The sequence below is a fragment of the Methanomicrobium sp. genome (genome assembly GCF_055145805.1).
In genome coordinates, this window is record NZ_JBSREC010000102.1 from 1 (window position 1) to 11,583 (window position 11,583).

Sequence of the window (11,583 nt, forward strand, 5' to 3'; positions counted from 1 at the left end):
TTGAGCGAACTTTCGCCATCATACTTCGGCCTTACAAAGTGGTCTTTCGCCACATATAAACCTTGTTAATTCAGGACCGTTTTTGGTCTGCTGATCACCCTGACCCTTTGTGAAATCAGGTAAAACAGGCGTTTTTTGAGGATATTTTTTCATCCGCGCAAAACAGGCACTAAATGCTGTACCTGTACAGGCAGAGGATTTTGTATGTTGCGCCGGTTTTCTTTCAAAAATACTTTATAAAATCATCCTGACACAGCAATTCCATGAAAAAAACACCAGGGCTCACCAGGAAAACACTTAAAAAATAAATCCCTGAAGACAAAAATAAATTAAAATTGGGAACCGGGCTGCCTAACGGTGCCTTCTCTTTAGTTCTTCTATAACATCAGAAAACTCAACGTTACAGCCACGAAGAGCAAGCATCAGGTGAAAAATAAGATCTGCCGATTCATAGACCTTCTGCTCATAGTCATCATTCTTGGCGGCAAGAATAAACTCAGTCGCTTCTTCACCCACCTTTTCAAGCGCCTTGTCAAGTCCTTTCCTGTGTGTTAAAATCTCGACAACATAACTTTTTTCAGGAGGATTATCCATTCGTGAGCATATAGTATCCCACAACTCTTCAAAAACAGACGTATCCATCATTTATCACTCTCTTCGGGAAGAATAATCTCCCCTATTTCCTTTCTGAAATATCTCAGGATAAGAAGGCGGCCCTTCTCAACATTGCACCCGCCTTTTCCAATGGCAATCCCCAGATCATACCTGCTTTTTACATAGATGTTCAGCTTTTGCGACTCTTCATCGGCCCTGACATCATCGATCTGTGCAGGCTTTAGGATATTTTCAATAAAACCCCTAAGATCGCTGCACTCCTCAACCATCTCAACTCTCTTACCAAGAATTCTCTGAAGTTTTTTTATGTTTCCCCCTTCCTTTCCTATTGCAAATCCCATATCGCCTTTTTTTATAACATAGATGACACGATCATATGTATCATCAATAATACAGTCAAGAGCAGTGGATTTTGTGGCAATCCTCAGCTCTTCAATATACCGTCTCTCCTTAAATCCTATTGTAGATTGCATTAAAATATCAGCTATTATAAATTACGCCTTTTTTGATTAAATCTGTTGGCATAACCTTCATACATCATGAAAACCGGTGGATAAAACCTGCACCCGCCTCAACAAAACTCTCCGGATATCCGGATTTAATATCTGAAAGCCGTTTTGTGCAGTGTGAAGGCGCAAGGTAACCGATCCCCGAGAGTGAACTGATATCAGAATCATCAACATCATGAAGGCCCCCCATAAGCCCGACAACCCTGCCTTCTTTTCTGACAGATGAAAGAACATTTTCTATATGCGGATGAGAACAGCCCGATATTACAAAATAACCGTCCTCCACTTTTATCGCAACAGACTGCTCAGGAATCTCATCACCAAGAGCACCGGTTGAAAATATTCCAGGCAGAATCTCCTCCCTGCCGCATACAATGTGCAGATCAGAGTTTTTGGACATATACAAAAGAGTCTCTTCTGAAAATGAACCGAGTGCAAATGTCTTAACTTCGGGGTTTAAATCTTCGAGAATTGAGATCCCGCCATTATGATCCCAGTGATCATGTGACAGAAAAACAGCTTTAACATCATATGTTCCGATACCAAGTGATGACATATTTTTAAGCAGTATATCCTTTTTTGCACCTGTATCAAAGAGAAGACCGGCCTCTTTTATAAAACATGAAAAGCCAAAATCAGAAACAACAGACTGATCATATGCAATATTATTGTAAACCTCTGCAATTGTAAGCATTACAAAAAATCTGTGGTTTAATCGGACTTTATAGCTTCGTTAGTAACAAAAAAAAGAGTTCATGAAACAGATGTTTCATGCACTTATCTTAAAAAAAGATTCTGCCATTTTCAGATATAACTATTCCAGTTTATCACAAACGATGTCCAAAACACCGTTTTTAATATTGAAAGTGCTCTGACCGGCATGAACCATGCAGGGAAGATCTATTGTTTTTTCATTCTCGCCAAAACAGATGCGCACCATTTCCGGCTGGACATCGATGACTGGCATCTTTTTTAAATCAGAAGGCAGTTCTGCTGTTATGTATACCTTGTCAGGTCCTTCAACAACCTCATATTCCGGCTCTTTCTCAGATATATCCTGATCATCCATCTGGAATATATGGGGTTCATCGCCACGGCCTGAGATGATAGTGCATCCTACAAAACGTGCATTTTCATCCAGCGGGAGACTGCTGATAATCTCTTCCATCACTTTTGCAAGGTTTCTGAATACGTCGTCGTTGGGTTCATTTGCCATATATATCACACACCCTGTACAGGTTGCCTGTTCTCTCTACGATACCCTTTGCCGTAAGTTCATTCAAAACACCGGCAATTTCTGATCCGGGAACTTCAATAAATTCACCGAGATCATCAATATTCATCTCATAACCTGCAAGTGCAAGTACTAAGTTTATCTCTGTCTCACTGTCTAATATTCCTTTGCAGGAGGGTTTTAATTCCCTGATTTTTTTATCAATATCCCTTTCAATATACTCCAGATCAGAGAGGACATTATCCCTTGAATTCATAAGATCTCGTATTATCTTTATTCTTTCAATTGTGCGCCCCAGAGCACAGGTCTGCTGCACAGTTTCCGGAACTATTGAAACTTTTACATTTTCAAGATTTATCCGGACTTCAAAATCCTTGGAAAGAGAGTAATACTTCCTTCTGTTGATATCACTTCTGTATTCTATAATGTCTTCCCTCTCCATCATCTGAAGATGCTCGATTACAGCTTTGGGACTTACCATAATCCTGTCCGAGATCTCTGTGACAAAACAGGGTTTCTGTCTTAAAAGCTGTATTATTCTCCGGCGGTTTTTGTTGCCAAGAATATCGAGGAGGCGGGATACATCATCACCCTCCATCATATATATACCAAAGGTAAGTATAAAAAATATAAAAAAGTATCTAAGTTGACAACCTGTAGTTAGGCGCCTCATCAGTTATAAGAATGTCATGCGGATGACTTTCCACCTGTCCTGCGGACGTAATTCGAATAAACCTGCTCTTCTCCTTCATATCCTGGATTGTAGCAGAACCGGTGTATCCCATTGCTGATTTCAGACCGCCGATAAGCTGGTACATCATATCAGATACAGAACCCACATATGGCGTTGCACCCTCAATTCCTTCAGGCACATACTTGTTCTGGCCGATATTCTTCTTCTGGAAATAACGATCACTGGACTCACCTCCGGTCATAACACCAAGAGAACCCATACCGCGGTACTGTTTATAACGACGTCCTTTTATTGCAATAACACGGCCCGGGGCTTCATCTGTTCCTGCAAAAAGACTGCCCATCATAACGGAGTCTGCACCTGCCGCTATTGCCTTTGCAATATCACCGCTGTACCTTATTCCGCCGTCTGCTATGACAGGAACATTGTATCCTTTTGCGACTTCTGCGACAGATGATATCGCAGTAAGCTGCGGGACACCAACTCCGGCAACAACCCTTGTTGTGCATATTGAACCAGGCCCTATTCCTACCTTAAGACCGTCAACATAATCCGCAAGCTCTTCTGCCGCTCCGGCTGTTGCAATATTTCCGGCAATTACGTCACAGGAAACACTCTCTTTTATCTTGCGGACAGACTTTACAACATTAAGATTGTGACCATGTGCGCAGTCTGCAATAAGCGCATCCACACCTGCATCATCAAGCATCTTTGCACGTTTCAGATCAAAGGGACCCACCGCTGCAGCAACACGAAGATTTCCATCACCGTCAAGATTCGCATTGGGATACTGCTGTCTCTCTAAAAGATCCTGCATTGTAATGATTCCAAGAAGGCTTTTGCTTTCACTGACAACAGGAAGACGTTCGACCTTGTTGGCATACATAACCTCAAGCGCATCCTCAATTGTTATGGACTCGGCAACAGTTATCGGGCTTTTGGTCATCACTGTTCTTATATTCTCATAAGAACGGGAAGGCAATATTCCCCTCAGGTCGCGGCGTGAAACGATTCCTATAATCTTTTCATCCTCCATTACCGGAAGACCGCCAATGTTTCTCTCTTTCATCAGATAGTCTACATCGGAAACAGTTGCATCCGAGTCCACAGTGAGAACTTCCCTTTCGATGAAATCTCCGGCCTGTTTGACTAAAAGAACCTCTTCAACCTCACGTTCTGCGGCCATATTCCTGTGCAGAACGCCAATGCTTCCGGCGCGTGCAAGAGCAACTGCCATCCTGGATTCCGTAACTGTGTCCATTGCCGCAGATACAAGCGGAATTGTAAGACCTATACTCTTTGAAAAACGTGAATGGACATTTGCTTCACTGGGTTCAACAGAGGATGCGGCCGGCAGAAGCAGAACATCATCAAATGTTAAGCCGGTCTGCATGTCCAGTTTTTCAATATACATATAGTTAATTCACCTGACCATAGCCATAGCTTTTTGCACAAGTTCTTCCCTTATTGTCGCACTTCGATCGCCGCCGCAGACCATACCGCGAACACCGATTATCTCAGGATCAATCTTTTTTAAGGTGTCAAGGTCTTCAAACTTCAGAGATCCTGCAAGCGCGGTTAAAAGGCCAAGTTCACGATTTTTGGCGGTGAATTTTTTAAGTTCATCCTCACCCAAATAGTCAAACAGACCTTTGCCGTCTTTTACAGCAGTATCAATCATGGCAACGTCTGCGCCGGCCTTTGCCGCGAGTGGCGCCATGTCAAAAGGAGAGATCGAATCAACCCTTGTATAATCCGCATATGTTGCAATTACAACAGTCTTTTCAGGAAACTTCCACTTGACAGCTTTTGTTACAGACTTTATGAATTCAAGCGCATTCTCGTCGCCTTCAAACATAAGACCGACTTTTACGTAATCCGCACCTGCACATGCCGCACCAAATGCACCCTGGGATGCACCGCCGGGACGAAAATCGTAGTCTCCTATTGCAGCGCTGACAGGTTTTTTTGTCATGCTTTTTATCTCTGAGATAACCCAGGGGAAATTTGCACCCAGTGAGCCTTCAGAAGGCTTTTTTACATCTATAATATCAGCGGAAAACGTAGATTTTGCTTCCTCTACGCCTGCCGGACTAACCAACAATTCCATAGTTAATTTTTGTCATTTCCTATAATTAGTGATTATTATATACACATATCCGGAGACATCCAGAATTTTTAAACTTCTAAAGATATTATGGCCCGATAAATTACATTATAAAGACATATACACGTTTTTAGAGAGAGATACAAAATATGTAAAAATACCAGATAAAATCCATGACTGATCTTATTGAAAAAAAACTTTCCAGGCGAAAGAAGTACTTATAAAATTATTAGTATTCTTCTAAAGATACTATAATTCATAAGAAAAAAACCGGTGTTTATTTTATGAAAATTTTTCTTGCCGTCGATATTTTAAACGGAAATGTGGTTCACGGATATAAGGGACAGAGGCAGGATTACCTTCCCCTTGACTGGGGTATTGCAAAATCAACGATTCCATCTGAATATATACAGGAAATGGGTGCTAAAAACATCTATTTTGCCGATCTTGACAGAATTGAGGGAACAGGAGATAATGATTCAGAGATTCTGGCATGCAGGGGGCTGACAGAGACAGCAATACTCAACAGGGGAGCAAAAAAGCCATCCGATGCAATCTCCAAAGACTGGATAAAAAATGTTGTCAGCACCGAGACATGCACCAAAGACCAGAAAGATTATCCTTTTGAATATTTCAGCATTGTAATAAAAAACAACAGAACATATCCGGCAGGAGGAGATCCCAAAGAGGCTTTTTTGGCCTGCGCAGACTGGGACTTTGAGGGAGGGATTGTAATGAATCTCTCAAGTGTGGGTGCCGAAGACAGCATGGGCGGACTTGACATAGAAGGCATAAGAAAGTCATTTCCTGGAAAACTGCTATATGGCGGAGGCGTTAATGACATGGCTGATCTGAAAAGACTTTTCGATGCGGGATATGACGGTGCAATTATTGCAACAGCCGTTCATAAAGGCAGAATTCCATTAAAAGTGCTTCAGGAAGGAGAAATATGCTGGTAACAATAGAAGGAATTGACGGAAGCGGAAAATCAACGCTTATGAAAGGACTTTTAGAGGAATTAAAAGATTTAAATCCTGTATTCACAAGGGAACCGGGCGCCACATGGATTGGTGAGCAGGTAAGACGCGGCATAAAAGAACAGATAACCCCCATTGCCGAGGCTTTTTTATTTGTCGCAGACCATGCCGCACATCTTGATACAGTTATAAAACCGGCATTAAAAGAAGGCCGCATTATAATATCAGACAGATATTCGGATTCAAGATACGCCTACCAGTCAGAAACCCTCAAAGGACATATAGAAGAGCCACAAAAATGGCTTGAGGAGATTCACAACAAATGGACAATAATCCCCGACATCACATTTCTTCTCATTGTCCCGATAGAGGAATCACTTAAGAGGATAAAAGCAGAAAGAACAGATAAGGAGCATTTTGAATGTGAGAGTGTTCTTGAGAATGTTCAGAAGAACTACCTTTTGCTCGCGGAAAAAGATCCGGCAAGGTTTGTAATTATTGATGGAAAAAAGAATCCTGATGAAATACTGGGTTTTGTAGCAGGCATTATCCGCAAATACATAAATTCCGAATAGATACGAATTTTGAGGAGAATTTCATATGAAAAAAAAGACGATATTAATTGTCAATGATGATGTATCGGATTCTATCAGACTCAAAACAACATTAAGAGAGAATAATTTTGAAGTATCGGGGCTGATTGTTGATTTTTATGATGCCATCCAGAATGCCGGTTCACAAAGGCCGGATCTTGTCTTAATGCGGATAGGAATAACAGGAAGTATAAGTGCAATAGAGGCAGCCTCAAAGATAATTGAAAATTACAGGATTCCTGTTCTCTTTATTGTCGGAGATGGTGACCTGGAACTTTTAAACGAGGTTAAAAAACTGAACAATCAGGTAATTCTTGTAAAACCATTCAGCGATGAAGAACTTATAAAATCAATAACTCTTGCATTAAACAGGCACACGGCAGAGGAAAAATCCCGTCAGAACAAGAATGCGGCAAACATTGACCCGATTGAAACAAATCTTGCAGAAATTCCGGCCCCGGCGATTACGATCAATAAAAGGGGTGCAATCACAAGAGTGAACAGGGAAATGACATATCTGACAGGATTTGGCAGAAATGAACTCATCGGAAAGAGATTTCTCAGCTTAATCAATACAACTGATGCAAACGGAGATGAAGAAGAAGATGTTCAAATCTGGCCGGATAAAGTTTTAATCAGAAAATCAGACAAAACAGCGCAGAGAGTTTCCATAATCACCGGATTTTTAAAGACTTACGGAGATACTTTCGATGAACAGATACTCATATTCAAAAAAGAGACAGAAGAGGCAGGATTCGTCTCAAAGGATATTGATGTAATCTTTGCAAAAGTCTTAAACTCACTTGACGACATCGTGTTCGTACTTAATACAAAACTGGAGATTACACATTTTAACCGAAAATTTTCACTCTTTGCAAAACGCATATCTATTTCTGATTTTCAGCTTACAAGACCGGTTTATGAGATTCCGCAGTTCTCAAAAATTGCAAATGTGAACATCTATGAGGAGCTTTTCAAAAACGCCAAAGAAATGCAGCAGATAAAGAGGTATGGAACAGACAGAGAACGTATATTTATGCTGTTTCGCTTCATCCCCCTTGAAACCGACGGGAAGGTAACCCATCTGATAACAGTGATGCGCGACATTACAGAGATTGAGGATTCGCGCCAGAAATCCAGTGTTATCTATGAAGAATTTATGAAAAACAGCTCCCTTATTAAAAACATTCACACGGCAATGGGGGATATAAGAACAGCCCTGTACCAGATTGTAAAATTTGTTGAGAAAAATCCTGACAAGTTAAGGGATCCGGCATTCCAGCAGGTTGCAAATTTAACAAGGAATGCCGAAAAGAAGCTTATCATATTTGACAGTGTCTGGTCCAAATATGAAATCCAGCTTAATATGATGCAGATGAATGCAAAAAACAAGTTTGGCAGGTAGTATTTGTAAAACAGTCCCGGCCGGCATTCACTTTTAAAAAACATTTTTTCAGACACAAAATTTTTATCCATGTAAAATTCATAGACCACATTATGACATGCGATTTAAGCCGGGAAGAGATTATGGAAAAGACAGAAGATCTCTTTGAAATATGCTCCTCTTACAGATTTCCCGAGATAGAAACCGAGCTTCTAAAACTGGGTTTTGTACAGAATGGATCAGACCCCGCATCAGCCGAGTTTGAGAATTTTGAAGCAGAATTGAAACTTGATGTTGCGTTTGATGAAGAAGGCGGTATTCATTCATATGAACTTATGACCTATGAGGATAGCGCGAAGAAGCATAGAGAGTACCGCTGGTAAAATAAATTTTAATTTCTCAAAAGGCAAAAAATATTTTCCTGCAGATATTTATTTTGCCGTCAGTTAAAAGTCAGGATATGCTTAGCCGTCATCTCCTTTGCCTTATCTGGCGGCATATTCAAATGTGATGACATCAGCAGTGCATGCTTCATAGCAGTCTTTTTTTGAGCGTCAGATATAATACACACCTCATGATTATAATGGGCTAATGACAAAAGGAGATCAAAAACCCATAACAGTTGCAGGTATTGATGCAGGAGCAGGTGATGAGAAAAAAACAAAACGGGCGTTTGATCTCTTAAAAGAGATCCGCTCACTCTCTTTTGCAACCATTGATAAAGACAGACCTGCAGCAAGGATTATCGATCTGATGCATGTAAAAGACGATGTCCTGTATTTTCTGACAGCCAGGGGAAAACCGTTTTACCGTCAGTTAAAAGAGAATCCATATGTCTCCATAGTCGGACTCTCAAAAGAACATTTTATGGTAAGAGTTGAGGGAGAGATAGTCTTCATGGAGGACAGGAGTCTTTTAGACGAACTTCTTGCAAAAAATGCGGGCGGTGCAGGGATGTACGCCGGCAAAACAGACATCCTTGAAATGTTTTACATAGAATCAGGATGCGGCGAGATATTTGATCTCTCAGGAAAAACCCCAAAACGGGTGTACTTCTCTTTCGGCGGTGAAGTATGCAAAAATCCGGTCTACCGGATAACAGAAGACTGCACATCCTGCGGAGTCTGTATTGATGCATGTCCTGTGGGGGCAATAAGCGAGGGCGACCCGTCGTACATTATTAATCCGGTTTTATGCCTTCACTGCGGAAGGTGTTCGGAAGTATGTCTTGCGGATGCGATTGTGTATTCCGGAGGGGAGGGGGGAGCTGTAAATTCCCGTTGTGATCTGTCCGACATCATCAGATGAGATTGCAACCCTAATACAGATCAAGGGCAGTCATATCATCATCAATATCATCAGGATAATTCAGGCAGATTACTTCAGAACCATCAGAAAGAATATCTCCAATCTCAAGCCACATATCATCACGAAACTCTGCCTTTTCTATTCTTCCGCCGGGACGCTTTAATGTTACAAGCATTGTTTTTCCTCTTTCTTCTTTTGATAATCTCTCATATCAGTATATGCAGGGATATTTTTTTGGGTGATTATAACGATGATCTGGCAGATAAATAGCATTGTCTGAAATATTCTCTTTTTTTTTGATTATTTTTTTGCCGGTTGCAGATTCATTTCAGACCGCCGAATCAATATTGGTAAATAATCGCCGCCAAAATAATCTATCAACACATGGCGACGAACAACAACGAGATTGAGACCCGGCTATGGGCGGCTGCGGACCAGCTCTGGGCCAACTCGGACCTGAGACCTTCGGAATACTCAATACCTGTACTCGGACTTATCTTCCTGCGGTATGCGGATCTTAAGTTCACTCTTGCAAAGGATGAGATTGAGGCAGAGGGTGCGGGAAGCGGACGCCGTACTATCGGAAAACAGAACTATCATTCAAAGGGCGTCCTTTTTGTTCCGGAAACGGCACGCTTCTCATATCTTCAGAAACTCCCCGAGGGCGAGGATCTCGGGACTGCCATAAACGCGGCAATGAAACAGATTGAGACTGAAAACGAGGAGCTAAAGGATGTTCTTCCAAAGAGCTACAACAGAATTGAAAATATAACACTTGTCGAACTTTTAAGAATCCTCTCTACAATTCCGGCGATGGAGGGAGATGCGTTTGGTAAAATATACGAATATTTCCTCGGCAAGTTCGCGATGAAAGAGGGGCAGAAGGGCGGGGAGTTCTTCACGCCGACAAGCCTTGTAAGACTGATTGTAAACATTCTTCAGCCATATCACGGGAGGATATTTGATCCGGCTTCAGGCAGCGGCGGTATGTTTGTTCAGAGCGCCAGATTCGTTTTAAACCACAAACACGATCCCGGAAAGGAGCTGTCAGTCTTCGGCCAGGAGAGAGGGGCAGAGACTATCAGGCTTGCGAAGATGAACCTTGCAGTCCACGGACTCTCGGGCGACATCAAACAGGGCAACACCTACTATGAGGACTTGCACAAGAGTTTTGGCCGCTTCGATTTCGTGATGGCAAATCCGCCGTTTAACGTCTCCGGTGTTGACAAGGAGAGGATAAAGGACGACCCGAGATTTTCGCTCGGCACACCTTCGACTGACAACGCAAACTACCTCTGGATTCAGCTCTTCTACCACTCGCTAAACGAGACAGGCAGAACAGGGTTTGTTATGGCAAACTCCGCTGCCGATGCACGCGGTGCGGAACTTGAGATAAGAAAGAAGATTATTGAGTCAGGGGCGGTTGATGCAATGGTTGCAATATCGCCTAACTTCTTCTACACCGTAACACTGCCATGCACCCTGTGGTTCTTTGACCGCTCAAAGACGAACACAGAAAGAAAGGACAAAGTACTCTTCATCGACGCAAGACACACCTTTGTTCAGGTTGACCGGGCGCACCGTGAGTTCTCACCTGAGCAGATAGAATTTCTGGCAAACATCGCAAGACTCTCACGCGGCGAGAAACCCGAATACATTCAGGGCAGCGAAGACTTAACAAAAGAGCACTTCCCTGACGAAAAATACCATGACATCCCCGGCCTTTGCAAAATAGCCACCACCACCGAGATAGAAGAGCAGGGCTGGAGTTTAAATCCCGGACGATATGTAGGAATCGCCGCAAGGGAGGATGACGGTTTTGACTTCAAAGTGCGCCTTGAGGAGTTAAACGAGGAGCTTGAGGTTTTAAATGCGGAAGCGAGGGAGCTTGAGGAACGGATTTCCGGAAATGTTGCAAAGCTTCTGGAGATTTGATACAGATTTGTGAAGGATATTAAGGGGGATAATAATGACAAAGAAGATGCCTGACACAGAAATAACAGCGGCGGGGAACATTTCACAGAAATCACCTGCTCTTATTGACGATCTCAGAAGGATTATTGATGAGGCAAGAGGCCGTGTTGCAGTTGCGGTAAACTCTGCCATGACTCTTCTTTACTGGCAGATTGGAAAGCGGATTAATGAAGAAATTTTAAAGGGAA

At 42.2% G+C, this 11,583-nt stretch carries 15 protein-coding genes; 7 read left to right on the top strand and 8 right to left on the bottom strand.

The window, feature by feature from the left end:
* Positions 1-351 precede the first annotated feature (351 nt).
* The 7 genes from hisE to ACTB1O_RS09520 all read right to left on the bottom strand — a co-directional run bounded on the left by hisE (position 352) and on the right by ACTB1O_RS09520 (position 5,162).
* Positions 352-645: a phosphoribosyl-ATP diphosphatase gene (gene hisE / locus ACTB1O_RS09490; protein ID WP_462994895.1), complete on the bottom strand. Its 294-nt coding sequence runs from the start codon at positions 643-645 to the stop codon at positions 352-354.
* Positions 642-1,088 (bottom strand): NusA-like transcription termination signal-binding factor, encoded by a 447-nt coding sequence (locus ACTB1O_RS09495; protein ID WP_462994896.1) that lies wholly within the window; start codon positions 1,086-1,088, stop codon positions 642-644. Before ACTB1O_RS09495 ends, hisE begins: the two co-directional genes overlap by 4 nt.
* Positions 1,089-1,152: 64 nt before the next feature.
* The gene (locus ACTB1O_RS09500; RefSeq protein WP_462994897.1) at positions 1,153-1,818 is read right to left on the bottom strand and encodes an MBL fold metallo-hydrolase; all 666 of its coding nucleotides are present in this window, start codon (positions 1,816-1,818) and stop codon (positions 1,153-1,155) included.
* A 120-nt stretch (positions 1,819-1,938) separates the two neighbouring features.
* Positions 1,939-2,340, bottom strand: coding sequence for an Hsp20/alpha crystallin family protein (locus ACTB1O_RS09505; RefSeq protein WP_462994898.1), 402 nt, complete (start codon positions 2,338-2,340; stop codon positions 1,939-1,941).
* Positions 2,330-2,959, bottom strand: coding sequence for an ArsR/SmtB family transcription factor (locus ACTB1O_RS09510; RefSeq protein ID WP_462994899.1), 630 nt, complete (start codon positions 2,957-2,959; stop codon positions 2,330-2,332). Before ACTB1O_RS09510 ends, ACTB1O_RS09505 begins: the two co-directional genes overlap by 11 nt.
* 40 nt (positions 2,960-2,999) lie before the next feature.
* On the bottom strand, positions 3,000-4,466 hold the full coding sequence (gene guaB, locus ACTB1O_RS09515) for an IMP dehydrogenase (RefSeq protein WP_462994900.1): 1,467 nt from the start codon (positions 4,464-4,466) through the stop codon (positions 3,000-3,002).
* 9 nt (positions 4,467-4,475) lie between these two features.
* On the bottom strand, positions 4,476-5,162 hold the full coding sequence (locus tag ACTB1O_RS09520; protein WP_462994901.1) for a (5-formylfuran-3-yl)methyl phosphate synthase: 687 nt from the start codon (positions 5,160-5,162) through the stop codon (positions 4,476-4,478).
* Between the two features lie 281 nt (positions 5,163-5,443).
* On the opposite strand from ACTB1O_RS09520, the gene ACTB1O_RS09525 reads away from it, so the two are divergent.
* From ACTB1O_RS09525 to ACTB1O_RS09545, 5 genes are all read left to right on the top strand, one after another.
* A complete protein-coding gene (locus ACTB1O_RS09525; protein ID WP_462994902.1) occupies positions 5,444-6,118 on the top strand; it encodes a HisA/HisF-related TIM barrel protein in 675 nt (224 codons plus the stop codon).
* Positions 6,109-6,711: a dTMP kinase gene (gene tmk / locus ACTB1O_RS09530; RefSeq protein WP_462994903.1), complete on the top strand. Its 603-nt coding sequence runs from the start codon at positions 6,109-6,111 to the stop codon at positions 6,709-6,711. Before ACTB1O_RS09525 ends, tmk begins: the two co-directional genes overlap by 10 nt.
* A gap of 25 nt (positions 6,712-6,736) precedes the next feature.
* On the top strand, positions 6,737-8,134 hold the full coding sequence (locus ACTB1O_RS09535; protein ID WP_462994904.1) for a PAS domain-containing protein: 1,398 nt from the start codon (positions 6,737-6,739) through the stop codon (positions 8,132-8,134).
* 92 nt (positions 8,135-8,226) lie between these two features.
* A complete protein-coding gene (locus ACTB1O_RS09540) occupies positions 8,227-8,496 on the top strand; it encodes a hypothetical protein (RefSeq protein ID WP_462994905.1) in 270 nt (89 codons plus the stop codon).
* Between the two features lie 208 nt (positions 8,497-8,704).
* Positions 8,705-9,421, top strand: coding sequence for a 4Fe-4S binding protein (locus ACTB1O_RS09545; RefSeq protein WP_462994906.1), 717 nt, complete (start codon positions 8,705-8,707; stop codon positions 9,419-9,421).
* 10 nt (positions 9,422-9,431) lie between these two features.
* Here ACTB1O_RS09545 and ACTB1O_RS09550 read toward each other — a convergent pair whose 3' ends face one another.
* Positions 9,432-9,596, bottom strand: a complete 165-nt coding sequence (locus ACTB1O_RS09550; RefSeq protein WP_462994907.1) for a hypothetical protein — start codon at positions 9,594-9,596, stop codon at positions 9,432-9,434.
* A 209-nt stretch (positions 9,597-9,805) separates the two neighbouring features.
* On the opposite strand from ACTB1O_RS09550, the gene ACTB1O_RS09555 reads away from it, so the two are divergent.
* Positions 9,806-11,356 carry a type I restriction-modification system subunit M gene (locus ACTB1O_RS09555; protein ID WP_462994908.1) on the top strand — a complete coding sequence of 517 codons (1,551 nt, stop codon included), beginning with the start codon at positions 9,806-9,808 and terminating at the stop codon, positions 11,354-11,356.
* A 34-nt stretch (positions 11,357-11,390) separates the two neighbouring features.
* On the top strand, positions 11,391-11,583 hold a 193-nt coding region (locus ACTB1O_RS09560; protein ID WP_462994909.1), incomplete at its 3' end, for a DUF1016 N-terminal domain-containing protein.

What these genes read in the sequence shown, in the direction of transcription:
- hisE (WP_462994895.1), bottom strand. Translation starts at nt 645, where the DNA reads ATGATGGATACGTCTGTTTTTGAAGAGTTGTGGGATACTATATGCTCA.
- ACTB1O_RS09495 (WP_462994896.1), bottom strand. Translation starts at nt 1,088, where the DNA reads ATGCAATCTACAATAGGATTTAAGGAGAGACGGTATATTGAAGAGCTG.
- ACTB1O_RS09500 (WP_462994897.1), bottom strand. Translation starts at nt 1,818, where the DNA reads ATGCTTACAATTGCAGAGGTTTACAATAATATTGCATATGATCAGTCT.
- ACTB1O_RS09505 (WP_462994898.1), bottom strand. Translation starts at nt 2,340, where the DNA reads ATGGCAAATGAACCCAACGACGACGTATTCAGAAACCTTGCAAAAGTG.
- ACTB1O_RS09510 (WP_462994899.1), bottom strand. Translation starts at nt 2,959, where the DNA reads ATGATGGAGGGTGATGATGTATCCCGCCTCCTCGATATTCTTGGCAAC.
- guaB (WP_462994900.1), bottom strand. Translation starts at nt 4,466, where the DNA reads ATGTATATTGAAAAACTGGACATGCAGACCGGCTTAACATTTGATGAT.
- ACTB1O_RS09520 (WP_462994901.1), bottom strand. Translation starts at nt 5,162, where the DNA reads ATGGAATTGTTGGTTAGTCCGGCAGGCGTAGAGGAAGCAAAATCTACG.
- ACTB1O_RS09525 (WP_462994902.1), top strand. Translation starts at nt 5,444, where the DNA reads ATGAAAATTTTTCTTGCCGTCGATATTTTAAACGGAAATGTGGTTCAC.
- tmk (WP_462994903.1), top strand. Translation starts at nt 6,109, where the DNA reads ATGCTGGTAACAATAGAAGGAATTGACGGAAGCGGAAAATCAACGCTT.
- ACTB1O_RS09535 (WP_462994904.1), top strand. Translation starts at nt 6,737, where the DNA reads ATGAAAAAAAAGACGATATTAATTGTCAATGATGATGTATCGGATTCT.
- ACTB1O_RS09540 (WP_462994905.1), top strand. Translation starts at nt 8,227, where the DNA reads ATGACATGCGATTTAAGCCGGGAAGAGATTATGGAAAAGACAGAAGAT.
- ACTB1O_RS09545 (WP_462994906.1), top strand. Translation starts at nt 8,705, where the DNA reads ATGACAAAAGGAGATCAAAAACCCATAACAGTTGCAGGTATTGATGCA.
- ACTB1O_RS09550 (WP_462994907.1), bottom strand. Translation starts at nt 9,596, where the DNA reads ATGCTTGTAACATTAAAGCGTCCCGGCGGAAGAATAGAAAAGGCAGAG.
- ACTB1O_RS09555 (WP_462994908.1), top strand. Translation starts at nt 9,806, where the DNA reads ATGGCGACGAACAACAACGAGATTGAGACCCGGCTATGGGCGGCTGCG.